Below are 23,024 nucleotides of genomic sequence, written 5' to 3' on the forward strand. Positions count from 1 at the left end.
TTCGACGAGTGGTGGAGCGGTTGACAGGCGGGCGGTCAGCCCCGGGGAGGCGCGGACAGTTCCAGGGGGAGGCGCAGTCCGGCCGGGTCGGCGCCGCGAAGCAGGGCGTCGACCATCAGGTCGGTGTCGCCCACGCCGGCCCAGCCGAGCATGTAGCCGATCAGCGAGGTCCGGCCGGCCGCGCCGGTGAACCAGCCGTCCTCGCGGATCCGGTCGAGGACCTCGGTCTGGTGGGCGACCGCCCGCTCGAACAGGTGCGGGCGTCCCAGCGTGCGGCCCGCGCCGATCAGGCACTGGACGACGCCGCTGCTGCCGTGGCAGGCGGAGAGGTCCACCGCGCGGCCGGGCGGCAGGGCGGTCGCCCGGCCGATCAGCTCGGCAATCCGGGACTCGGTCAGCCAGTCCGTCCTGTCCGCCGCGGCGAGGATCTCCGAGCCGGCCAGCAGGAGGCCGGCGGCGCCCTTGCACCAGCCGTGCTCGGCCGGGACGCCGTCCCGCTCCCAGCGGCCGATCAGCCAGTCGGCCGCCTCCTTGGCGGTGCGTTCCAGTCCCAGGACACGTCCGATCCGGGCGGTCGTCCAGCGCAGTCCCAGTTCGCCGTGGGCCAGGTCCGACCAGGGGGCGTCCCGCTCCTGGACCAGGTGGGACAGGGCCAGGTCGGTCAGCCGCTCGACCGTCGCGGCGTCGGCGGGGAAGGCGGAGCCGTCGCGGCGGAGACGGTCGAGCAGGACCATCAGCAGTCCGGCCGGGCCGTTGGAGAGGTCGGTCTCCAGCACTCCTTCCGCCGCGCGCTCCTGGAGGGCCTTCAGCAGGGCGGCCAGCCGCTCGGACTCGGTCCGCGGGTCCTCGGGGCGGACCAGCAGAAGCGAGGCGGCCCCCGTGAACACCGACTCAGGGCGCTGCAGGAGGGCCTCTCCGTACTCGGCGAGCAGGGTGGTGAGCCCCCGGTCGGCGCTGCCGGCCGGTCCGGCGAGGCTCTCGTCGCGGGCGGCGGCGCGCCCCAGGAAGGCGGCCACGCCGGCCGAGTCGTGGAAGGAGACGAAGTTGCCCGGGGTGATGGTGGAGGCGTCGCGGTCCGGGCCGATGCCGCCGACCCATCCGCACTCCTCCCGGCCGTCGGGAGCGGTGGACGGCACGCGTATCTCGGCGATCCGGGCGGCGATCCCCCGCCACCAGCCGCCGGGACGGGCGCCGGCCAGCAGGGGCCCTCCGAAGACCCCGGAGGCCGAGAGGCCGCCGGGGGTGTCCTCGCCGCACAGCTCGCTGAAGCACTCCTCCAGGAGGAAGTGGTGGTAGGCGTCGGTGCGGGCCGCGTTGTGGGCGGCGCCGCGCCGGGCGAAGTCCGACGCGGTCGCCGAATACACCCCGGGCGTGGACCCGTTGACGGTGCCGAGTGCGTCGGAGTCGCCCCGGGTGACGAAGTAGGGCACGTTGCCACCGCGCAGCGAGGCGTGTTCCTGGTCCGCCGCGAAGCGCTCCGCCTCCGGGGACAGGTAGTCCTGGTGCATCTTCAGGAGTCCGAACAGCCGCTCGGCCTCCTTGGGGTCCGTCAGGTACTTCGGGTGCGTGGAGGCGTCGATGAACCGCCCGTAGATCATCGTGGAGCGCAGCAGCAGCCGCACCGGCACCTCGGGGTGCGCGTCGAGGACTCGGGTGACCGCGCCGTCCCGCAGGGCCCGCAGGGCCGCGCGGCAGCCGGCCAGGATGGCGTCGAACCACTCGGTGGCGACCAGGTGGTCCCCGCCGAGACGGGGCACGTTGTCACCCTGTCGGTAGTTGAACGGCTCCCGTGACACCGCGATGGCGTCCGTTGCCGGGTCGCGGATCACGGCGCTGGTCATGGACGACGGCTGGTCGCCCGCCACTCCGACGCCGGCCATGATGAAGTCGACCGGCGAGGTCGGGTTCACCATCGGCACCAGCATGGTGGAGGCGACGGACAGCTTGGTGTGGTTCATCAGCACGTCGGGGAGCGAGTCGTCGCCCACCCCGGCGTCCGGCCGGAGCATGGTCTCGGTGTCGATGACGCACGGGTGCTCGCCGCGGGCCAGCAGGTTCTCGTCGTGGAGGTCCGTGGCGCCGATGGCGCCGAGCAGCACCGCCAGCGCTCCGATCCGGTAGAAGTAGCGGCCGGGCTGGTCCGCCTCCTCCATGGGAGTCGGTACGGTGAACTCCTGCCAGCCGTGCGTGCCCACGGTGAGCGACCGGGGGACGCAGCGGGACAGCGAGTGCTCCAGATGCGGGTCGACCGCCCGGTACAGGTCGCGGACGAAGTCGTCCGCGGTGAGCGGCCTCGGCTTGAACACCAGCCGGGTTCCGTTGGCCAGGTGAAGGATGTGCACCTGACGGTTGTCGTTGTGCAGGTCGGAGCCGCTGGGCGAGATCGCGGACAGCAGGCGGCCGTCTTCGCCCGGCTCGCCGAGCAGTCCGGCCTCCGCGAGGAGCGGCCCGTCGTCGGCGAAGGCGGTGAGGAACTCACGGTACGCGTCCAGGGAGTGCGCCAGCATCGTGGCCAGCCGCCCCCGGAGCACCGGGTACTCCGCCAGCAGGGAGTCCGGGACGCCGGGCTCCTCCAGGCGGGCCGTGAAGCGGCGCAGAGCGGTGTCGGCGCCGGACTCCATCGGCAGGCCGAGGCGCTCCCTGAAGGTGTGGAACTCGCCGATGAGCATCCGGTAGGACTGGGTCTCCACCATCCGCAGCAGGGCGTCGTGGGCCTGGTCCACCACGCCCTCGTGGCGGTCCGGGGCGGCGGCCCGCAGCAGCGGTGCGCCCAGCTCCCGGGCGACCGCGGAGCGGGAGGCCACATGGGAGTAGAAGGGAAGGAAGGCCTCGACGGCCACGGCGCTCTCGCTCATGCCCCGGCACCTCCCGCCAGCAGTTCGGCCGTCCGGCCGGTTCCCTCGGCCGTCAGGCCGGTCTCCTCGGCCGTCGCCGCGTACAGATCCCGGTACACGCTGCCTCCGTCCATCAGTTCTGAATGTGTTCCTTGCTCGACGATCCGGCCCTGGTCGAACACGTAGATGAGGTCGGCGGACTCGATGGTCGACAGACGGTGCGCGATGACGATCTGGGTGGCGCCGATGCTCTCGATCAGCCGGGTCACCCGGCGTTCGTTGACGGTGTCCAGGGAGGCCGTGGCCTCGTCCATGACGAGGATCGACGGCCGCTGCAGGAGGGTGCGCACGATGGCCAGCCGCTGCCGCTGCCCGCCGGAGAAGTTGGAGCCCATCTCGGCGACCAGGGTCTGCAGGCCCATCGGCAGGTCGTCGAGGAAGTCCAGGATGCCGACCTCACGGCAGAACTCCCGGACGGTGTCCTCGGGGATGTCCTGGCCCAGGGTGAGGTTCTCCAGGATCGACCGGTTGTGCAGGTGGACCTCCTGCGGGATGTAGCCGATCACCCGGCGCAGGGAGTCCCGGTCGTAGGCGGCGGCGTCCCGTCCGCCGAAGCGCACCGAGCCGGAGGTGGGTTCGTGCAGCCCGCAGACGATCCGGGCCAGGGTGCTCTTGCCGGAGCCGGACTCGCCCACCAGGGCGACGCGGGCGCCGGCCGGGATGTCCATGGTGACGTCGCGGACCACCGCTTCGCTGTGCCTGGTGTAGCGGAAGGACACCCGGTCCAGCTCGACCGAGGGGGACGCCAGCTCCTTGACGTCGCCGCCCGTGCCCTCGGGCTCGGTGCGGGTGATGTCGCTCAGCCGGGACATGTAGCGGCTGGTCTCGGTGAACTCCGCGTACGCCTGGAACACCGAGGTGGAGATCGCGAAGTAGGTGGCGGAGACGGTCTGCACCGCGATCGCCCCGCCGATGGTGATGGTTCCCCGGCCGACGAAGTACAGGCTGGCGAGCAGCAGCACCAGGGGCCCGAAGGTCTGGATGGTGGCGGCCACTCCGGACACCTGGCCCTGCTGCAGCCGCATCCGCGTCCTCATCGCCTCCAGCGAGTCGGCGTAGGTCTCGCGCCAGGTGTCCAGGTACTGGTCGGCGTAACCGCCCATCTTGATGGTCGGGATGGAGACGATGGCGTCCAGCTGCAGCGACTGGCTCCTGCCAAGGTGGGTGATCTCCATGTCGACCGCCTCCACCACCCGCAGCCGGGTGGTGGCCAGATAGCCGGCGTTGGCCAGCACCAGGGCGAGTGCCATCAGCCCCAGCCGCCATTCCGCGTGCAGCAGGTAGCCGCTGACGCAGACCATGGTGCCGAGGTCGAGCACGCCCTGGGCCACCCGGGAGGAGAGCATGTCGCGGACGGCGTTGACGCTGCCGAGCCGGAAGAGCAGTTCGCCGGGCTGACGGGTGGTGAAGAACCGGTACGGCAGCGCCAGCAGCCGGGTGAACGCGTGGTCCATCAGATGCCGGCCGAGGACCGAGACCAGCGAGGACAGCAGCAGGATCCTCAGCAGGTGCAGCACGTAGTAGCCGACCGCGGCGCCGACCACCATGCCGATGACCCACAGATGGTCCCCGAGCTCCGTCCAGCCGGAGAACCGGTCCACGGACCACTCGGTGAGCATCGGGATCCCCAGCACCGCGGCGTAGGCGGCCAGCGACAGGACGCCGACACCGGCCATCCGGCCCTTCGCGCCCTCCGGCATCAGGGGCATCGTCCGCCAGTCGGCGAAGGGCCGGCGGCGCAGCCGGCGGAACGCCGGCCCGGGCTCGGCGGTGACGACCACGCCGCTGAAGTGCCGGGCGAGTTCGTCCCCGGTCAGCCGGCGCCGGCCCACGGCCGGGTCCATGACGACGGCCCGGTCGCCGTCGAAGCTCTCCAGGACCACGAAGTGGTGGTCGTCCCAGAAGAGGATCACCGGTGAGGAGAACCGGGTGAGCGCGGCGACGTTCCGGGCGCTCAGCAGCCGGCTCCGCATGCCGCGGGACTCCAGGAACCGCGCCAGCTGCCGGGCGCTCAGTCCGTCCCGTCCCGCGTCCATGTCCTCCCGGACCTCGGAGACGCCCTCGTCCCGCCCGTAGTAGCGGAGCAGGGACACGCAGCAGCACAGACCGCACTCGGTCTGGGCGACCTGGGTGACGGCGGGCACGCGTCGTGCGGTCCGACGTGATTCCGGGCGAGCGCCCATGGCTACCGCACCTCCGGGTTGTGGGATGTCGGGCGGGAAGGGGGGGGTTCGGGTGGACGGGACGTCGGACGGGGCGGAGGCCCGGGAAGCCCGGCCCGGGTCGTGAGACCCGGGTCCGCCCCGCCCCGTCCGGCGTCACCGACGCGGCGGTCCGGCTCAGCCGGCCGCGCGTATCAGAGCAGCCTGGTTCAGCACTGGCTGGTGCACTTGGTGGTCGGGCAGGCGGAGGCGGACACCAGGGTCGCCACGGCGGTGACGATCGCGCAGCTCCAGGTCGTGCCGCCGTACACGTCCGCCTCGCCCATCTCGACGAGCTCGAACTCGTCGTAGCCGCCGAGGACGTCGGCCTTCATCTTCTCCATGGTCTTCTCCTTCGTGATGGTCAACGGACATGCGTCCGGATTTCGTTGTGCCGAAATACCGAACGCTTTTCCTCCGTCTCCGGAGGACGCCTCCCAGCCTGGCCGCTCCCCATTCGCTGAACGCATAGACCGGACGACCCCGAGCGCACACACCGAAATACCTCCGGAAAAACGGTCCGGCCCCCACGCATTCGCGCGGGGGCCGGACCTCGGAGATATGCGATGGGCTTATTCTTTCGCGGCTGCGGCAGAGCTCTCAGGCATCCCGCCGTACGATCGCCCCATGGCCGGCCCCCACCGCCCCCGCCGTCCACAGAACGAGCACGCCGAGGCCCGACCACGCCCCGAGTTCCCCCTCGCCCGCCGAGCCGCGGAGCACCATTCCCCCCGCCACGTCCGGCAGGAAGCGCGCTGCCTCGCCGACCACCGGGATGTTGCTCAGGATCGTGGAGAGCATGAAGAACAGCGGAAGCAGCAGGGACAGCGTCGCCGCCCCCGAGCGCAGCAGCGTCGCCACGCCCATGGAGAACGCCACGAGGAGGGCCGTGTAGAGCACCGCCCCCATCACGTGCCCCGCCGTGGCCGCTCCCGCCGGCGCCCCGTGCTCCCCGATGCCGTTCTGCACGATCAGGAAGGACGGTACGACGCCCACCACCGCCAGCACTCCGCTGACCAGGCTGACCAGTCCCACCTTGGCGTAGTAGAAGCGGGCCCGGTCGGGGACGGCCAGCAGGCTGGTCCTGATCGACCCCGACGCGTACTCGCCCGTCACCGCGAGAATCCCCATGACCACCAGGACGATCACCCCGAGCGGCACGGCCGAGAGGCCGAGCCCCACCGGGTCGAACCCGGGCGCCGTGAGCTGACTTTCGCCGGGAAACGTGGCGTAGACGAATGCCAGCGCGATCATCAGACCGAGATAGACGACCAGCGACCATTTCGGGGACCGCAGCGTCGTCAGTTTGACCCATTCGGAGGCCACCGCGTGCTTCATCGGACCCCTCCGGTCGAGGCACGGTATTCCGCGTGTTCCCGGGTGAGATTCATGAACGCTTCCTCCAGCGAACCGCCGGATTCGGTCAGCCCGAATACGGTGATGTTCTCCGTGCTCGCGACGAGCCCGACCTCCTCCGCGGACGCGCCGCTCACCGCGAGCGTCGCCTCGTCCTGCCGCACGGACTCGATGCCCCGCTCCCGCAGCGCCCGCCGCATTCCCTCGGGATCGGACACCCGGGCCAGTACGGTCATGTCCGAGTGCGCGGCGACGAACGCGTCCACCGGGGTGTCCGCGAGCAGCCGCCCCCGGGCCACGACCACGAGATGGTCGGCGGTCACCGCCATCTCGTTCATCAGGTGGGAGGAGACCAGCACCGTCCGGCCCTCCGCGGCCAGCCCCCGCATCAGCTCTCGGATCCACCGGACACCCTCGGGGTCGAGCCCGTTGACCGGCTCGTCGAGGAGCAGCACCTCGGGGTCGCCGAGCAGCGCCGCCGCCACGCCGAGCCGCTGCCCCATCCCGAGGGAGAAACCGCGCACCCGCTGCCGGGCCACCGCGAGCAGGCCGACCCGGTCCAGGACCTCGTCGGCCCGCGTGGCGGGCAGGCCGTGGGAGGCGGCCAGCACCCGCAGGTGGTCCCGGGCGCTGCGGCCCGGATGCGCGGCCCGGGTGTCGAGCAGTGCCCCCACCCGGGTCAGCGGGCGTGCCAGGCTCCGGTAGGGGACGCCGCAGACGGTCGCCCGGCCGGCCGTTGGCTCGTCCAGACCGAGGATCATGCGCAGGGTGGTGGACTTGCCGGCGCCGTTGGGGCCGAGGAATCCGGTCACCTTCCCCGGGGTCACGGTGAACGACAGGCCGTCCACGGCGACCCTCTCGCCGTACCGCTTGGTGAGGTTCTGGACCTCGATCATCACAGCACCTTTCGTCTACGGACGGGCCGGCCGGGACGGCCGTGCCCACCACCGGCCGTCACACGGCCCGCGCCACCGGCTCCGCGTACAGCCCCGCGTACACCCCGCCCAGGGCCAGCAACTCCTCGTGCGTCCCCCGCTCCACGATCCGGCCGCGGTCGAGTACGTGGATGAGGTCCGCGTCCTGAATCGTGGCCAGCCGGTGCGCGATGACGATCTGCGTGGCGCCGGTCTCCGCGATGATCCGGGAGACCCGTCGCTCGTTGGCCGTGTCCAGCGAGGCGGTCGCCTCGTCCATGACGATGATCCGCGGCCGTTGCAGCAGCGTCCGCACGATGGCGAGTCGCTGCCGCTGCCCGCCGGAGAAGTTCGCGCCCAGCTCGGACACCAGGGTCCGCAGCCCCATGGGCAGTTCCTCGACGAAGTCGAGGATCCCCACGGCGGCGCAGTACTCCCGGACCGTGGCCTCGTCGATGTCCTGGCCCAGGGTCAGGTTCTCGAGGATGGTCCGGTTGTGCAGGTGCACCTCCTGCGGGACGTACCCGATCTGCCCGCGCAGGAAGTCGGTCCGGTAGGCGCTCATGGGACGGCCGCTGAACTCCACGGTCCCGCCGGTCGGCTGGTGGAGGCCGCAGACGATGCGCCCGATGGTGGATTTGCCCGAACCGGACGCGCCGACGAACGCCACCTTCGCGCCGGCCGGGATCTCCAGCGACACGTCCTCGAGGACCGGCCTGCTGTGCCGGGTGTACCGGAACGACACATCCCGCAGCCGTACCCAGGTGTCGGGGAGTTCCGCGAGGGACCCGCCCTCCGGCTCGCTCTCCTGCTCCGTGATGTCGCTGAGCCGGCTCACGTAGCGGGAGGTCTCGGTGATCTCCGTCAGCATCTGGAAGACGGAGGCGCTCAGGGCGAAGAAGGTGCCCGCCACGGCCTGCACGGCGATGGCCGAGCCGACGGTCACCGTCCCCCGCGCCACGAAGTGCAGACCGGCGAGGAGCAGCGCCAGCGGGCCGAACATCTGTGTGGTGGCGGCGATTCCGGAGATCCAGCCCTGCTGCATCCGCATCCGGACGCGCATCGCGTCCAGCGAGGCGCGGTAGGTCGCCTCCCATTCGTCGGCGAAGCGATCGGCGTAGCCGCCCATCTTGATGGTGGGCACGGACACGACGGCGTCGAGCTGCGTGGACTGGGAGCGGGAGAGCAGTGCGAGCTCGGTGTCCGTCACCTCCTTCACCCGGTGCCGGCTCACCCACAGCACGCCGCCGTTCAGCAGGAGCAGCAGGAACGCCAGGAGTCCGATGCGCCACTCGGTGACGAACAGGTAGACACCGATGCAGACCAGGGTCCCCACGTCCAGGACGCCCTGGGCGATCCGCGAGGAGAGCAGGTCCCGGACGCTGTTCACGGTGTTCAGGCGGAACAGCAGCTCGCCGGGCTGCCGGGTGGCGAAGAACTTGAAGGGCAGGGAGAGCAGTCTCCGGAAGACGTGGCTCATCAGATGCCGGCCCATCACGGCGATCAGCCCCGCCAGCGCGGCGGTACGCAGCAGCCACAGCAGCAGGTAGCCCGATGCGGCAGCCGCGACCACCCCCGCGACCAGACCCGTATGGGAGAGGTCGCTCCAGGCGTCGTCCCGGTCGACGGCCCATTTGGTCAGTGCCGGTATGCCCAGCACCGCCGCGTAGGAGCCCAGCGACAGCAGGGCGACCAGGGCGATCCGGCGGCCGGCCTCGGCCGGGACCAGCGGCAGCGACCGCCAGTGCCGGAAGGCGGGGAGGGACTGCCGGACGAAGTCCGGGCCCGGGGAGGCCGCGATCACCACCTTGGAGAAGCCGGCCTCCAGTGCCTCGCGGGTGAGACGCCTGCGGCCGACGGCCGGGTCCATCACCCAGGCCGTCGTGCCGTCGAAGCGCTCCAGGACCAGGAAGTGGTAGTCCTCCCAGAAGAGGATCACCGGTTCGGTGAAACCCCGCAGAGCCTCCACGCTCCGGGCCCGGAACGCCTTGACGTCCATGCCCCGCGAGCGCAGGAAGTCCGCGAGCTGCTTGGCGCCGAGCCCGTCCCGGCCGGCCTCCAGGTCCTCCCGCACGGTCCGGAAGTCCTCGGTGCGGCCGTGGTACCCCAGCACCGCGATGCAGCAGCACAGCCCGCACTCGGTCTGGGTGACCTGGGTGACCGAGGGAACCCGGCGCCCCATCAGAGGGATCCGTGCCAGATCGGCGACACCCGGGGCCGCGTGGCGTCGAGGCGCCCGAGGAGGTGCAGCAGCACACCGGAGGAGCCCACCATGACGCTGTCGGTGTGGGCGTAGCGGGAGCCGGTGTCGGCGAGTTTCTCCGCGATCACGTCCGGTCCCAGCCGGCGCGCCTCGACGGCGGCGGCCCGGTCGAGGAGCTCCTCGTCGGAGCCTGCGATCCGCCGGACCACGTCGATGTTGCCGAGGTCGCCGTGGCACCAGGTGAGGTTGCGCCCGAAGCCCTGCCGGAAGGTGTCGGCGAGGGCCGTCTCCAGCCGCTCGGCGGTCCGTTCGTCCGCCGTCCGGGCGGTCACCGCGGCCAGCCCCATGGCGATGCCGGCGGCGCCGTGGCACCAGCCGGTCGAGAAGCGGCCCGGAAAGGCGGAATTGGTGGACCAGTTCCGCTCCTCGGGGACGTAGAAGGACTCCAGACGGTCGGTCAGAACGCCGCACGCGGCATCGACCCGGTCCCCGACGTGGTCGCGCAGGGTGGCGAGGGCATGCAGGACTCCGGCGACGCCGTGCGCGAAGCCCGACTGCTCCCACCAGGAGCCCGCCGGCTCGGCCACATGGCGCAGCAGCCGGCCGGTGAGCGCGTCCAGGGTCGCGGCGGCGTGGTCGCCGCCGATCGAGGCGACCATCGTGGCGATGCCGGAGATCCCGGAGATCACCTCCGGGGTGTCCCCGGGGCCGAGCTGCTCCACGACCAGCGGTACGGCGTCCTGCGCCGCGGTCACCCAGCCCGGCTCCCCCAGGATCCGCCCGGCCTCGGCCAGGGCGAACAGCAGGCCGGTGGTTCCGGTGTAGGCACCGGCACCGCTCTGCCGGATGCTGCGGAGCTCGTAGACGCCGTCGGTGAGGATTCCGGCGCTGCGCGCGAAGACCTCACGCGCCACCCGCTCGTAGCGTGCGTCGCCGAAGTGGGCGGCGGCTGCGGCCAGGGCGAGCGCGGGGCCGGTGCGCCCGGTGTACAGGTCGTACCCCAGGACGCCGGAGGGCCAGGGCCGGGCGGCCTGCGCGGAGGCCAGCGGGCCGATCCAGGTGGTGGGCAGATGACCGAACTGGTCGGGGAGACTGCCCGCGGTCAGGGAGTCGGCCAGCGACCGGGCGAGCCGCTCCAGGCCGGTGCGCTCGCCGGGGGCGGCCCGACCGCTCCAGGAGGTCCGGCCGGAGAGGTGGTTGTCGGGGAAGCGGGAGCAGAAGGCCGAGTGGAGCAGCCGCAGCTGCCGGCTCACCATCTGCTCGTCGAGCGCCCCGGCCTTGGCGAGCGCCCGGGAGAGGGGGGTGCGGTCGAGCCGGACGCCGGTGTCCTCGCCGTCGCAGTCGAGGACGGTGGCGCCGGTGGCGGGCACGGTGAAGTAGGGGACGTCGCGTTCGGCCATCTGCTGCAGCTCCGAGCCGACCAGCCGGCGGTCGGAGAACCGGGAGGGGATGGCGATCCGGTGGAGCAGGGCACGGGCGAGCGCCGGATCGGCCATCGCGGCGGCGGCGGCCGTCATCCGCAGGATCTGCGCGTACTGCGACGTGGGGTTGTGGATGTAGCGGATGCGCATGGCCGGCGCGATCCGCTCCAGGAGGGCGGTCCACCAGGAGGGCCGGCGCATCACCGCCTCGCAGACCTGTCGGAACCCGTCGGCCATCTGCCCGGCGAGCCCGTGGATCTCCTGCTCGGTGCTCTCCCGGACCACGGTGGAGCGCTGCTCGGCCGGACGGGCCTGGAGGTGCACCCTGATCCGGTCGGTGAAGGGGTGCTCGAAGACCATCGTCTTGAAGGGGGAGACGCCCTGGTTGTCGCCGCCGAGGAAGCCGAGGTCGACGTGGCCGGAGTCCTCGTCCTTGCCGGCCAGGACCAGCGGGAGGATCCCGATGCCGTAGACGCTGCGGCCGATCTCGTCGTACGCGTTCCCCTCGGCCTCGGGGGTGGGGCCGGTGTGCACGCGGGCGGGGTGCAGCAGCGTCTCCAGGTCGATGGCGACCGGGCCGCGGCGGGTGGGCAGGATGTTCTCGAAGTGCATGTCCCGCGCGTCCATCAGGTAGAACACGGCGGCCAGTTGGCCGCAGGCCCGCATGAAGGGCACGCTGCTCGCGCCGACGTCCTGTCGCTCGACGTACTCGACGTACCCGTATCCGTCGCGCACCAGGGTGCGGGCGGCGGGCAGCGCGCAGCCGACCTCGGCGTTGACGCGCTCGACGACGGTCTCGAAGGCCGCCTCGCAGGAGATGTCCCGGGGCTTGTAGACCAGACGGGCCCCCGAGGCGAACGTCAGGATGCTGACCGCCCTGCCGTGGGCGTGCGAGTCTCCGTCGGCCCCACCGATGGACAGCAGCGGGTCGACGGGGGCGATGCCGGAGAACCGGAAGACCGCCTCCCGGTCGGTGTGCAGCCGCCGGACCAGTTCCCGCGCAGCCGCACGGGCGTTGCGCACGACGTGGCCGGCCGCGGAACGGAGCACCGGGAACGGCTCCACCGCGTCGCTCCACACCCGGGTGACGAAGTCCTGGTAGCGCTCCTCGGGGGTGTCCCCTCTCAACGACCCTTCGCCGGCGGCCTTGTTGACCGCGGCCACCAGGGTGCGGGTGGCCGCGTCACGGAGCCGGGCCTCGGCCCTGCCGAGCACCTGGAGGGTGAAGGCGTCCAGGTCGGCCACGGCCCCCGTGAGGTCCTCGGGGAGGAGCCGGTCGGCCGCCGGCAGTGCCAGTCGCCGGATCACGCGCTGGAACGGATACGACTCCGGCTCCCGCGCCCAGGCGAGCGCGGAGGCCGAGGGGGCCTCCGGAGCGATGTCGGACGGAGCCGAGAGCTTGCCGTGGACGGCGGACGCGAAGACGCCGAGGGGCTCGATGGTTTCGCGGATCTCGATGCTGTCGAGTTCTGGGTAAAGATTCGCGGGCGAGATCATTGCTCCGGCTCCCTGCGCGGAAAGTGATAGATTGGCGCGTTGCGCCGGGGGCGGGGAGCATGAGCCGCTCCCCGCCCCTGGTCCGTGCCCGGCCCTGCGGGCTCAGTTGCAGTTGGGCTGGCACTCCTTGGTCAGCGTGCACCAACCGCCGTGGTTCCCGAGGAAGTCGGAGAGCGAGAACGTGTTGGTCGAGCACGCGCCGTAGGCGACGCCGTCGAAGTCCTGCTCCGCGATCTCCTCGATCAGCGAGATGTCACCGTCGTAGTTGTTCATGTGAATTCACATCCCATCCGGCCGCGTGTGTCCAAGGGGCCTTTCCACGAGAAAACCGTGGCCCGTTGCTCGTCGCCCGGCCCAGCGACGGGGAAAAGCTATGCCGCCGATAGCCGGTCCACAACCCATAGGTCACCGACAACGCTCCGAAAAATGTTCGAGCGATTCCGCGGTAGCCCCGGGTGACGCCCTTGAACTGCGACTTCGATGCCACGTGGCCGAATCCTGCCAGGGCGATGGCAGCTTGGTGCACTTCCACTTCCACAGAATTCATGCGGGCGCGTATGCGCGAACGGATGCGTGGCACATGCGCGGCGAACGGCCGACCGAGTGCGGTCGGTCAATTTCGGAGCATGACGCCGCCCGAGGAAATTCATTTCACGGGACTCGGCCGCCCGGCATCCGCCGAAGTGGTGGGCGGCGACCTCACGAAGCCGCGGACGTTGGCGGCGGCCCTCGACGGAGTCTCCGCCGTGCACCTGCTCGGAGAGCCACCGGACACGACCACGCCCCGTTGCGTACAGGGCCGCAGATCACCGCGATGGCCGCCGAGGCGGGTGCACGGCGGCTGACGGTCTTGTCGGTCGGTGAAGAAGGCGGCCACGCGGGAAGGAGCCTCATCGTGCCGGGGCCCGAAGCGCTCACGCCGGCCCCACGCCTCGCAGCCGTATTTCCTGGCGAGATCGACGGCGGCTTCCCGCACGACGGTCGCGCTGTCGCGGATGGCGGTGTCCCGGTCGACGAGGCCCTTCCCCTCCTCCTGCGAGGGCGCCTTGAGCGTGACGGTCATGCCTCGACAAGAGGCTGTACGCCTGCTTCGGCTACAGCAGGCCGGGGCGCAGTCGTCAGTGAAGGGCGGGGATGATGTCGGTGCCGTAGGCGTCGATGGTGCCCTCGCGGTTGTCGTGCATGTTGTAGACGGCGAACTGGTCGACGCCCAGGTCGCGCAGGTGCCGGAGCTTCTCGATGTGGGCCTCGGCCGGGCCCAGGAGGCAGAAGCGGTCGACGATCTCGTCGGGGACGAAGGTGGTGTCGGGGTTGTCGGCGCGGCCGTGGTGGGAGTAGTCGTAGCCGTGCCGGTCCTTGATGTACGCGGTGAGCTCCTCGGGGACCATCGAGGAGTGCTCGCCGTACTTCTGCACGAGGTCGGCGACGTGGTTGCCGACCATGCCGCCGAACCAGCGGCACTGGTCGCGGGCGTGCGCCAGGGCCTGCGGGGAGTCGTCGGCGGTGACGTACGCCGGGGCGGCGACGCAGATCGTGAGGCCGTCGGGGTCGCGGCCAGCGTCCGTGGCGGCCTGCCGGACCGCCTTGACCATCCACTCGGTGAGGAAGGGGTCCGCGAGCTGGAGGATGAAGCCGTCGGCCTTCTGCCCGGCGAGCGCCAGGGCTTTGGGACCGTACGCCGCCATCCAGACCGGCAGCCGGCCGTTCTTGATCCAGGGGATGCGGATCGCTTTGCCGTCGACCTGCGCTTCCCGCCCCTCCGCGAGGTCGCGGATGACGTCGATGGCCTCGCCCAGGCGGGCCAGGGTGTTCGGCTTGCGGCCGGCGACGCGCATCGCCGAGTCGCCGCGACCGATGCCGCAGACCGTGCGGTTGCCGTACATGTCGTTCAGGGTCGCGAAGGTGGAGGCCGTCACCTCCCACGTACGGGTTCCCGGGTTGGTCACCATCGGGCCGACGTGCAGCTTGGTGGTGTGTTCGAGGATCTGGCTGTAGACGACGAAGGGTTCCTGCCACAGCACGGCGGAGTCGAAGGTCCAGCCGTAGCGGAAGCCGTTGCGCTCCGCCCGGCGCATCAGGCCGACGACCTGCGAGGCGGGCGGGTCGGTCTGCAGGACGAGTCCGAAGTCCACGCGGGACCTCCAAGTTCGGTTCGGTGCGGTGCGGTTCTGAGGGAGGGTCAGCCCAGGTACTGGCAGGTGGAACGGGGCACGAAGGTGCCGTGACCGGCGTGGCCGACGTACTTGCGCTGGTCGATGACGACCTCGCCCCGCGAGAGGACGGTCTCGACCTGGCCGGTGACCGTCTTCCCCTCGTACGCCGAGTAGTCCACGTTCATGTGGTGCGTCTCCGCCGACAGCGTCTGGGTGGCGTGCGGGTCGTAGATCACCACGTCCGCGTCCGCGCCCGGCGCGATCGTCCCCTTCTGCGGATAGAGGCCGAACATCCGGGCCGGGGTCGCGCAGGCGATCTCGATCCAGCGACGGCGCGAGATGTGCCCGTCGACGACGGCCTGGTGGAGCAGGTCCATGCGGTTCTCCACGCCCGGAAGGCCGTTGGGGATCTTGGAGAAGTCCCCGCGGCCCAGCTCCTTCTGGCCAACGAAGCAGAACGGGCAGTGATCGGTGGAGACCACCTGGAGGTCGTTGGTCCGCAGCCCCCGCCACAGCGCCGCCTGGTGCTCCTTCGGCCGCAGCGGGGTGCTGCACACGTACTTCGCGCCCTCGAAGCCCGGCTCCGCGAGGTTGTCGGTGGAGAGGAAGAGGTACTGGGGGCAGGTCTCGCCGAAGACGGGCAGCCCCTTGTCGCGGGCGGTGGCGATCTCGGCGACGGCCTCCTCGGCCGAGACGTGCACGACGTACAGCGGCGCCCCGGCGACCCGGGCCAGCTGGATCGCCCGGTGGGTGGCCTCGGCCTCCAGCAGGGCCTTGCGGACCTCCCCGTGGTAGCGGGGGTCGGTCTCGCCCCGGGCCAGCGCCTGTTCCACGAGGACGTCGATGGCGATGCCGTTCTCGGCGTGCATCATGATCAGCCCGCCGTTCTCGGCGGAGCGCTGCATCGCCCGCAGGATGCGGCCGTCGTCGCTGTAGAAGACGCCCGGGTAGGCCATGAAGAGCTTGAAGGAGGTGATGCCCTCCTGGACCAGCCGGTCCATCTCCTTGAGCGTGTGCTCGTTGACGTCGGAGAGGATCATGTGGAAGGCGTAGTCGATCGCGCAGTTGCCGTCGGCCTTCGCGTACCAGGCGTCGAGGCCTTCGCGCAGGGACCGGCCGACGGTCTGGACGGCGAAGTCGACGATGGTGGTGGTGCCGCCCCAGGCGGCGGCGCGGGTGCCGGTCTCGAAGGTGTCGGAGGCGGAGGTGCCGCCGAAGGGCAGCTCCATGTGGGTGTGGGCGTCGACGCCGCCCGGCAGCACATAGCGGTCGGTGGCGTCGAGGGTGCGGTCGGCGGTCCAGCCCGCCGCCGCGTCGGAGCCGTGGGCCGCGAGGGCGACCACGCGGCCGTCCTCGATCAGCACGTCGGCGTGGAGTTCGTCGGCGGCGGTGACGACGAGGCCGCCGCGGATGGCGGTACGGGTACTCACGGGGGCTCTCCCTGCTCGATGCGGCGGCGGGACGACGTGACTGCTGGACCTGGACGGGGCGAGTGCGGTTCGGGGGCCGGCGACTACAGCACGCCCAGGGCCTGTTCGAGGGCGGCGGCGCCCTCCTCCGCCTCGGCGACGGTGAGGGAGAGCGGCGGGGCGATGCGCAGGGTGCTGGTGCTGTGGCCGCCTCCCTTGCCGATGAGCAGGCCGTTCTCGCGTGCGGCCTCCGCCACGGCTCCCGCCGCCTCCCGGTTCGCCCGGTCGGTGCCCGGTTCGGTCAGCTCGATGCCGATCATGAGACCGCGCCCGCGGACCTCCCGTACCGCATCGACTCCGGCGCAGGCCGCCCTGATCCGCTCGATGAGCAGACCGCCGACCCGGCGCGCGTTGCCCTGGAGGTCGTTCTCCAGGAGGTGGCCGAGGTTGGCGAGCCCGGCGGCCATCGTGACGGGTGAACCGCCGAAGGTGGAGATGGAGCTGGCGTCCAGGCAGTTCATGATCTCGGCGCGGGCCACGACGCCGCCGACGGACATGCCGTTGCCGATGCCCTTGGCGAAGGTGAGGATGTCGGGCGGCCCGGCCTGGCCGTGCGCCTGCCAGCCCCAGAAGTTGTCGCCGGTACGGCCCCAGCCGGTCTGCACCTCGTCGGAGATCCACAGGATGCCGTGCCGGTCGAGGACCTGGCGGAAGGCGGCGTAGAGACCGTCGGGCGGCGAGGTGAAGCCGCCGACGCCCTGGATGGGTTCGGCGATGAGCGCGGCCACGTCACGGGTGTGCCCGATGAGGTCCTCGAGATCGGCGACACAGGCCTCGGTGAAGCGCTCGTCGGTGTACTGGGCGTACGGGCCTCGGGTGCGGACGCCGCCGTGCACGTACAGGGTCTGGAGCGGCGAGAGGCCGGTGGGCGACCAGGTGCGGTTGCCGGTGATGCCGACGGTGGAGAAGGAACGGCCGTGGTAGCTGTTCCGCATGGCCAGGATCTGGTTCGAGCGCCGGTACGCGGTCGCGAGGAGGAGCGCCGTGTCGTTGGCCTCGGTGCCGGAGGTGGTGAAGAAGACACGGGCGTCGGGGATGCCGGAGAGTCCGGCGATCCGCTCCGCCAACTCCACCATCGGGCGGTTGAGGTAGAGCGTGGAGGAGTGGATGATCCGCCCGGCCTGCTCGGCGACGGCCTTGGTGACCTCGGGCAGGGCGTGGGCGGTCATCGTGGTGAGGATGCCGCCGAAGAAGTCGAGGTACTTGCGGCCCTCGGAGTCCCAGACGTGGCGGCCCTCGCCGTGGGTGATCTCGATCGGGTCCTTGTAGTAGAGGGCGACCCAGTCGGGGATGACGGCCTTGTGCCGGTCGTAGAGGCTGCTCACGGCTGCACCAGCCCGTCGTACGCGTCGGGGCGGCGGTCCCGGTAGAAGGCCCACTGCTGGCGCACCTGCTCGATGAGCCCGAAGTCGAGGTCGCGGACGAGGAGTTCCTCGGTCTTGTCGGAGGCGACCTCGCCGACGAACTGCCCGCGCGGGTCGACGAAGTAGCTGGTGCCGTAGAAGTCGTTGTCGCCGTACTCCTCGATGCCGACACGATTGATGGCGGCGACGAAGTACTCGTTGGCGACGGCGGCGGCGGGCTGTTCCAGCTGCCAGAGGTAGGAGGAGAGACCGCGGTGGGTGGCCGAGGGGTTGTATACCAACTGTGCTCCGTTGAGGCCCAGTTGGCGCCAGCCCTCGGGGAAGTGCCGGTCGTAGCAGATGTAGACGCCGACCCGGCCGACGGCGGTGTCGAAGACCGGCCAGCCGGCGTTCCCCGGGCGGAAGTAGTACTTCTCCCAGAAGCCCTTGACCTGGGGGATGTGGTGCTTGCGGTACTTCCCGAGGTAGCTGCCGTCTGCGTCGATCACGGCGGCGGTGTTGTAGTAGAAGCCCTCGCTCTCGACCTCGAAGACGGGCACCACGATCACCATGCCGGTCTCGCGGGCGAGTTCCCTCATCCGGGTGACGGTGGGGCCGTCGGGGACGGGCTCGGCCCAGCGGTAGTGCTCGGGATCCTGGACCTGGCAGAAGTAGGGGGCGTTGAACACCTCCTGGAACCCGATCACCTTGGCGCCCTGCCGGGCCGCCTCCCGGGCGTGATCCTCGTGTTTGGCGATCATGGATTCGGTGTCGCCCGTCCAGGTCGCCTGGACGAGCGCGGCGCGTACGACGTCGGTCATGAGCTGCTCCTTCGGCACGGCGTCAGAGAGCCTCTACGCACGTAGACGCGGTGCGTAGGAGGAGAACGTAAGCCCCGTCACACCCCGGAGCAAGACCGCCGCCGCGAAGTGGCCGGGTCGATCATGTTTCATACCCGAGTGGTCCACGTCGGACACGTACCGACACGTGGGGACACCTACCCGAACCTGCCAGGTCAGGCTCCGGCGAGCCCCGCCACCCGGAAGGCGTGCCGAAGGTCGCGTTCCCGGGCCACGGACACCCCCCGGGCCGCTTCGAGCAGCTGCGGCACCAGCCCGCGCGGGTCCGCGCCCGCGAGCCGGGCCGCGTCCCCGGGGGCGCGTACCCGCACGAACGCGGTGAGCAGCGCGCGGGCCTCCCGGTGGTGGTCCTCGGCCCGCAGCGCGGCGCAGGCCCCGGCCAGTTCCTCGACGGGGCGCGCCACCCCCTGGCGCAGCAGCCGCTCGCAGTCCGCGGCACGGCCGGCGTCGGCGAGCGCGCCCGCGACGGCCGCGAGCCGTCCGGGCGGCAGCGACGCCGCCTCCCAGAGCAGCGTGGACCAGTCGGCTCCCAGCCCGGCCCGGTGCAGTTCCGCGGCGAGGGCGGGGAGCCGGGCGGCCGGCCCGCCGAGCGCCTCGCAGAGCAGGGCGTGCGCCTCACCCGTACGGCCCTGGGCGCGGAGGCGCCGGAGCGCGTAGACGGCGTTGGCGGCGGCGCGGGCGTCCTGGACGGGGTCGGGCGCGGAAGCCTCCCCGGGGTCCGCCCGTGAGTACGCCCCGGAGTACGCCCCCGAGTCCGCCACCCGGCTCACCCCGGAGCCCGCCCCCGGGTCCGCCGCGGGGACGGCCGCCCGGGTTCCGGCGGGAGGCCGGACCGCGCCCCGCCCGGTGGCTCCGCCGAACCGGGCCCCACGCGGGGGCGCCCCTCCGGCCGGGAGGAGGGGTACGGGCATGGGCGCGGGCACCGGCACGGACCCCGCCGCCGCACCCACCGGCCCCGGCTCCTCGGCGCCGCCCTCCAGCCAGGCGTACCGGGCGCCCCGTGGCCGGCGCCCCGCCCCGAAGGGCCGCGCGACCGATGCCGAGGCCGCCGCCACCGGTGCCGCCGTCGCTGGGTGCCCCTCCCCCGGCGTCACGGACGAGGACGACGACGGACCGAGCCTGACCAGTCGCGAGGTCAGCTCATCGACCCTGGCCGCCGCCCTCGCGCGGTCGTCGCGCGTCCACGCGAGGTCGTGTTCCAGGCGGGCCGTCTCCGCGGGGCCCGGAGCGGGGGTCGCGTGGAGCCGGGCGTCCAGCTCGCGGGCGCGGGCCTCGGCGTCCCGGCGTGCGCGTTCCATGAGGTCCCGGCGCTCGGCGAGCGCAGCCGCACCGCCGGGCCCACGGTCATGGGCGCCGGTCGCCGCCGCGTACAGCGCCCCGCCCCGCACGGCGCACGGCCCGTCGCCGGGCTCGCCCGCGTCCTGGAGGAGGGACCCGACGACGTCCCAGGGCAGGAGTTCCGCCCCGTCGAAGCAGGCGCGCATCCCCTCGGGATCGCGTGCGGAGAAGACTCCGTACCAGCCGCGACCGGGCGCCAAGCGCTCCACCAGCTCGATGAGCCACTCTCTGAACTCGGTAATTTCTAGGGAGAGTTGAGACACTGTCACGCGTTACGCACCTGCCCCGCGGTCGACTGGAGCTACCTTCCGGTCCGCGGGTATTGGACCGCAGTCGCGTTACGGGACGACTACGGAACGTTTTCGTGTGCGTGCCCCGCCGGTCCGTTCACTCGAAGGAGACGACGATCCCGGTGTGCGGGCGCTTCCCGAGCCGGACGATCATCGCCGGCACGTCCGTCAGCCAGAACTGCCAGGTGTACTTGCGGGACAGCAGCCCCCGGATGCGGCGCAGTTCGTCCCCCTCGACCAGCCGGCCGGTCCCTGTGACGCGCTCGGCGCCCTCCGCGACGTTGCCGCGCACGTCACAGACGGCGACGACGACCCTCGGATCGTTCCGCAGGCGCTTGACCTTCCAGGAGTCGCTGCGCGTCCAGGCGTACAGCTCGGAGCCCTCCACCGCGTACCAGACGGGTGTCGCGACCCCGGTGCCGTTCTTGCGGTAGGTGGTCAGGCTGACGTAGCGGCCTCGCCGCAGCTCTTCGGGCATCATGCCGGGGAGCCTATGCCGGGGTCGGGTCGGAGGCGTGGGTGAGGGTCTCCCCGGCGACGAACAGGTCGTCGGTGCCCCCGGCCGCCGGCTCGCGGCGCTCCGCATCGCACCGGGGGCCGGTGCTCCCCGCACCGCAGGCCGTGCCGGGCAGCGGCGCCGGGCCGAGGAGTGCGGCGAGGAGGACCATCTGTCGACGATGCACGGCTCCACGCCCAGCTGGGCCACCGGGGGCACGCATCCGGGACTGGGCCACCGGGTGGCCCACTCCGGGCTCGGTCGCTCGCCGGGTACGCGGTCCGGGATCGGTCTCACCTCGCGAACGCGCTCCGGGCTCAGTCGCTCCTCGCGAACGCACTCCGGGCTCAGTCGCTCCTCGCGAACGCACTCCGGGCTCAGTCGCTCCTCGCGAACGCGCTCCGGGCCTCGGTGATCTCCGGGACGTGGGCGCGGGCCCACGCGCAGGCAGTGTCGAGCGGCTCGATCAGCGAGCGGCCGAGGGCGGTCAGCGCGTACTCGACGCGCGGCGGGTTCTCCTCGTACGCGGTGCGGGTGAGGAAGCCGTCGCGCTCCATGGTGCGCAGGGTCTCGGTGAGCACCTTGGGGGTGATCCAGTGCAGCGGGACGCGCAGCTCGGAGAAGCGGCGCGACTGTCCGTCCTCCAGGCAGCGGAGCACCACGGCGGTCCACTTGCCGCCGACCCGGATCGGCTGGGCGCGGTCGAAGCAGTCCGGGTCGTGGAAGAGATCGGCGGGCAACTGCTGGCTCATGCGTCCGAAGCTAGCCCAGTACCGTTGAAGTAACCAGGTGGTCCGGTTCTACGGTCCTGCCATGACCAACGACATGAGCAGCGGCGACAGCAGCAGGAACATCATCGTCTTCGGAGCGGGCGGACGGGTCGGCCGGGCCGCCGTCGCGGAGGCGGTGGCACGCGGCCACCGCGTGACGGCCGTGGTGCGCGATCCGTCGAAGTACGCCGATCTGGCCGGGAGTCCGGTCATGCTGGTACAGGGTGACGTCACCGATCCGGCGTCGGTGGCCGCGCTGGCGGCGGGCCACGACGCGGCCGTGAACGCCTCGGCGAGGCTGGACGTCTCCTCGGAGGAGTACTTCACGGCGGCGGCGAAGGCCCTGATGGCGGGTCTCGGGGAGGCGGGCGTGCGCCGCCTGTTGGTCCTGGGGATCGCCACGACGCTGGAGACGGAGCCGGGCGTGCGCATCATGGACGCGCCCGAATTCCCTGAGCAGTGGCGGCTGTTCTCGCAGGGGCACGTCGCCGAGTTCGCCCTGCTGTCCGCCGAGGCGGGGCCGGAGCTCGACTGGCTGATGGTCGTGCCGGGGCAGGACCTCGACGCGGAGGCCGAGGTCACCGGGGGCTACCGGACGGCCGTGGGCACGGTGATCGAGGGCCCCGGCCGGATCGCGCACCGGGACCTCGCCCTGGCGCTGCTCGACGAGATCGAGCGCCCGCGCCACAGCCGCGTACAGCTGGCGGTCTCGGTCTGACTCCCCGCGGACCGTCAACCAGCCACCCCGCCCGTCAGACGGGCACGAATGCGCACCGGGTGACCAGCTCGTCCATGGAGAGGCCGAGGACCCCGGCGAGGGCCGCGACGGTGAAGAACGCCGGAGTCGGGGCCCGGCCGGTCTCGATCTTGCGGAGGGTCTCGGCGGAGAGGCCCGCGGTCGCGGCGATCTCCGCCATGGACCGCTCGCCGCGCGATTCGCGCAGGAGTCGGCCGAGGCGCTCGCCGCGCTCGCGCTCTTCCGGGGTCAGGGGTGTGCGCACCATGCGGCCATTCTAATACCGGTATAGTAATTGGCATGGTGGAGATCAAGACGAACGAGAACCTGGCCTCGATGCGCGAGGCGGGACGGGTCGTGGCCCGCGCCCTCGCGGCCGTACGGGAGAAGGCCGCGCCCGGGGTGGCTCTGTCCGAACTGGACCTCGCGGCGCGGGAGGTCCTGGCCGAGGCGGGCGCCGGCTCGCCCTTCCTCGACTACCGCCCGGAGTGGGCGCCCGTACCGTTCCCGGCGGTCGTGTGCGTCTCCGTGAACGACGCGATCGTGCACGGCATCCCGGACGGGACCGTGCTGGCCCCGGGCGACCTGGTCTCCGCGGACTGCGGGGCCCTGCTGGGCGGCTGGGCGGGCGACTCGGCCGTCAGCTTCACGGTGGGTCCGGCCCGGCCCGAGGACACCCGGCTGATCGCCGCGGCGGAGGAGGCCCTGGAGGCGGGCATCGCGGCTGCCGTCGTCGGCAACCGCATCGGGGACATCGCGCACGCGGTCGGCCGCGTCTGCCGCGCCGCCGGGTACGGCGTCCCGGACGGCTTCGGCGGCCACGGGATCGGCCGCACGATGCACGAGGACCCGGGCGTCCCCAACGAGGGACGGCCGGGCCGGGGCATGAAGCTGCGCCACGGGATGGTCCTCGCGATCGAGCCGATGCTCATCGGTGGCGGCACGGACGACCACTACACGGCGGCCGACGGCTGGACGATCCGCACCCTCGACGGCTCGCGCGCCTCGCACGCGGAGCACACGGTGGCGATCACGGACGCCGGCCCGCGCATCCTCACGGCGCTGTAGCCGTCGGGACACCGA

The 23,024-nt window shown here is 71.9% G+C and carries 19 protein-coding genes; 2 read left to right on the top strand and 17 right to left on the bottom strand.

The features are described from left to right. Nucleotides 1-35: 35 nt before the first annotated feature. The 16 genes from lanM to ABT154_RS25775 form a co-directional block, all read right to left on the bottom strand. The gene (lanM, locus tag ABT154_RS25700; protein WP_351859476.1) at nt 36-2,855 is read right to left on the bottom strand and encodes a type 2 lanthipeptide synthetase LanM; all 2,820 of its coding nucleotides are present in this window, start codon (nt 2,853-2,855) and stop codon (nt 36-38) included. Further along, nucleotides 2,852-5,038 (bottom strand): peptidase domain-containing ABC transporter, encoded by a 2,187-nt coding sequence (locus ABT154_RS25705; protein ID WP_351859478.1) that lies wholly within the window; start codon nt 5,036-5,038, stop codon nt 2,852-2,854. Before ABT154_RS25705 ends, lanM begins: the two co-directional genes overlap by 4 nt. 227 nt (nt 5,039-5,265) lie before the next feature. Beyond that, complete coding sequence (locus tag ABT154_RS25710) at nt 5,266-5,439, bottom strand: class II lanthipeptide, LchA2/BrtA2 family (RefSeq protein WP_317873406.1); 174 nt, start codon at nt 5,437-5,439, stop codon at nt 5,266-5,268. 256 nt (nt 5,440-5,695) lie between these two features. After that, the gene (locus ABT154_RS25715; protein ID WP_351859480.1) at nt 5,696-6,433 is read right to left on the bottom strand and encodes an ABC transporter permease; all 738 of its coding nucleotides are present in this window, start codon (nt 6,431-6,433) and stop codon (nt 5,696-5,698) included. Then, nucleotides 6,430-7,347, bottom strand: a complete 918-nt coding sequence (locus tag ABT154_RS25720) for an ABC transporter ATP-binding protein (RefSeq protein ID WP_351859482.1) — start codon at nt 7,345-7,347, stop codon at nt 6,430-6,432. The genes ABT154_RS25715 and ABT154_RS25720 overlap by 4 nt, the downstream gene beginning before the upstream one ends. Before the next feature lie 58 nt (nt 7,348-7,405). Continuing rightward, nucleotides 7,406-9,547, bottom strand: coding sequence for a peptidase domain-containing ABC transporter (locus tag ABT154_RS25725; RefSeq protein WP_351859484.1), 2,142 nt, complete (start codon nt 9,545-9,547; stop codon nt 7,406-7,408). Next, a complete protein-coding gene (locus ABT154_RS25730; RefSeq protein ID WP_351859486.1) occupies nt 9,547-12,486 on the bottom strand; it encodes a type 2 lanthipeptide synthetase LanM family protein in 2,940 nt (979 codons plus the stop codon). Before ABT154_RS25730 ends, ABT154_RS25725 begins: the two co-directional genes overlap by 1 nt. Before the next feature lie 102 nt (nt 12,487-12,588). After that, nucleotides 12,589-12,759, bottom strand: a complete 171-nt coding sequence (locus tag ABT154_RS25735; protein ID WP_332436736.1) for a plantaricin C family lantibiotic — start codon at nt 12,757-12,759, stop codon at nt 12,589-12,591. 845 nt (nt 12,760-13,604) lie between these two features. Next, nucleotides 13,605-14,618, bottom strand: coding sequence for a TIGR03842 family LLM class F420-dependent oxidoreductase (locus ABT154_RS25740; protein ID WP_351859488.1), 1,014 nt, complete (start codon nt 14,616-14,618; stop codon nt 13,605-13,607). Nucleotides 14,619-14,665: 47 nt separating this feature from the next. Further along, nucleotides 14,666-16,069 carry a dihydropyrimidinase gene (hydA, locus tag ABT154_RS25745; protein ID WP_351859490.1) on the bottom strand — a complete coding sequence of 468 codons (1,404 nt, stop codon included), beginning with the start codon at nt 16,067-16,069 and terminating at the stop codon, nt 14,666-14,668. Nucleotides 16,070-16,152: 83 nt separating this feature from the next. Beyond that, a complete protein-coding gene (locus tag ABT154_RS25750) occupies nt 16,153-17,433 on the bottom strand; it encodes an aspartate aminotransferase family protein (RefSeq protein ID WP_351859491.1) in 1,281 nt (426 codons plus the stop codon). Beyond that, the gene (locus ABT154_RS25755; protein ID WP_351859493.1) at nt 17,430-18,272 is read right to left on the bottom strand and encodes a nitrilase-related carbon-nitrogen hydrolase; all 843 of its coding nucleotides are present in this window, start codon (nt 18,270-18,272) and stop codon (nt 17,430-17,432) included. Before ABT154_RS25755 ends, ABT154_RS25750 begins: the two co-directional genes overlap by 4 nt. Nucleotides 18,273-18,466: 194 nt before the next feature. After that, nucleotides 18,467-19,918 carry a UL36 very large tegument protein gene (locus tag ABT154_RS25760; protein ID WP_351859495.1) on the bottom strand — a complete coding sequence of 484 codons (1,452 nt, stop codon included), beginning with the start codon at nt 19,916-19,918 and terminating at the stop codon, nt 18,467-18,469. A 118-nt stretch (nt 19,919-20,036) separates the two neighbouring features. Continuing rightward, nucleotides 20,037-20,420: a PPOX class F420-dependent oxidoreductase gene (locus ABT154_RS25765; protein ID WP_351859497.1), complete on the bottom strand. Its 384-nt coding sequence runs from the start codon at nt 20,418-20,420 to the stop codon at nt 20,037-20,039. Between the two features lie 10 nt (nt 20,421-20,430). After that, entirely contained in the window at nt 20,431-20,622 is a 192-nt protein-coding gene (locus ABT154_RS25770) for a hypothetical protein (RefSeq protein ID WP_351859498.1), read from the bottom strand. Nucleotides 20,623-20,812: 190 nt separating this feature from the next. Further along, entirely contained in the window at nt 20,813-21,187 is a 375-nt protein-coding gene (locus tag ABT154_RS25775) for a winged helix-turn-helix transcriptional regulator (protein WP_351859500.1), read from the bottom strand. Between the two features lie 61 nt (nt 21,188-21,248). On the opposite strand from ABT154_RS25775, the gene ABT154_RS25780 reads away from it, so the two are divergent. Beyond that, nucleotides 21,249-21,923, top strand: coding sequence for an NAD(P)-dependent oxidoreductase (locus ABT154_RS25780; RefSeq protein WP_351859502.1), 675 nt, complete (start codon nt 21,249-21,251; stop codon nt 21,921-21,923). Nucleotides 21,924-21,957: 34 nt separating this feature from the next. Here the strand turns inward: ABT154_RS25780 and ABT154_RS25785 are convergent, their stop codons facing one another. Further along, entirely contained in the window at nt 21,958-22,209 is a 252-nt protein-coding gene (locus ABT154_RS25785; protein ID WP_351859504.1) for a helix-turn-helix domain-containing protein, read from the bottom strand. Nucleotides 22,210-22,241: 32 nt separating this feature from the next. Between ABT154_RS25785 and map the strand changes: the two genes are divergently transcribed. Next, complete coding sequence (map, locus tag ABT154_RS25790; protein ID WP_351859506.1) at nt 22,242-23,009, top strand: type I methionyl aminopeptidase; 768 nt, start codon at nt 22,242-22,244, stop codon at nt 23,007-23,009. The last annotated feature ends 15 nt before the right edge of the window (nt 23,010-23,024 follow it).

Source organism: Streptomyces sp. NPDC001728, assembly GCF_040297565.1.
Classification (GTDB): Bacteria; Actinomycetota; Actinomycetes; order Streptomycetales; family Streptomycetaceae; genus Streptomyces.

Excerpts from the sequence above, each read along its gene's own strand:
- lanM (WP_351859476.1), bottom strand. The coding sequence starts at position 2,855 with ATGAGCGAGAGCGCCGTGGCCGTCGAGGCCTTCCTTCCCTTCTACTCC.
- ABT154_RS25710 (WP_317873406.1), bottom strand. The coding sequence starts at position 5,439 with ATGGAGAAGATGAAGGCCGACGTCCTCGGCGGCTACGACGAGTTCGAG.
- ABT154_RS25715 (WP_351859480.1), bottom strand. The coding sequence starts at position 6,433 with ATGAAGCACGCGGTGGCCTCCGAATGGGTCAAACTGACGACGCTGCGG.
- ABT154_RS25720 (WP_351859482.1), bottom strand. The coding sequence starts at position 7,347 with ATGATCGAGGTCCAGAACCTCACCAAGCGGTACGGCGAGAGGGTCGCC.
- ABT154_RS25725 (WP_351859484.1), bottom strand. The coding sequence starts at position 9,547 with ATGGGGCGCCGGGTTCCCTCGGTCACCCAGGTCACCCAGACCGAGTGC.
- ABT154_RS25730 (WP_351859486.1), bottom strand. The coding sequence starts at position 12,486 with ATGATCTCGCCCGCGAATCTTTACCCAGAACTCGACAGCATCGAGATC.
- ABT154_RS25735 (WP_332436736.1), bottom strand. The coding sequence starts at position 12,759 with ATGAACAACTACGACGGTGACATCTCGCTGATCGAGGAGATCGCGGAG.
- ABT154_RS25755 (WP_351859493.1), bottom strand. The coding sequence starts at position 18,272 with ATGACCGACGTCGTACGCGCCGCGCTCGTCCAGGCGACCTGGACGGGC.
- ABT154_RS25765 (WP_351859497.1), bottom strand. The coding sequence starts at position 20,420 with ATGATGCCCGAAGAGCTGCGGCGAGGCCGCTACGTCAGCCTGACCACC.
- ABT154_RS25775 (WP_351859500.1), bottom strand. The coding sequence starts at position 21,187 with ATGAGCCAGCAGTTGCCCGCCGATCTCTTCCACGACCCGGACTGCTTC.
- ABT154_RS25780 (WP_351859502.1), top strand. The coding sequence starts at position 21,249 with ATGACCAACGACATGAGCAGCGGCGACAGCAGCAGGAACATCATCGTC.
- ABT154_RS25785 (WP_351859504.1), bottom strand. The coding sequence starts at position 22,209 with ATGGTGCGCACACCCCTGACCCCGGAAGAGCGCGAGCGCGGCGAGCGC.
- map (WP_351859506.1), top strand. The coding sequence starts at position 22,242 with ATGGTGGAGATCAAGACGAACGAGAACCTGGCCTCGATGCGCGAGGCG.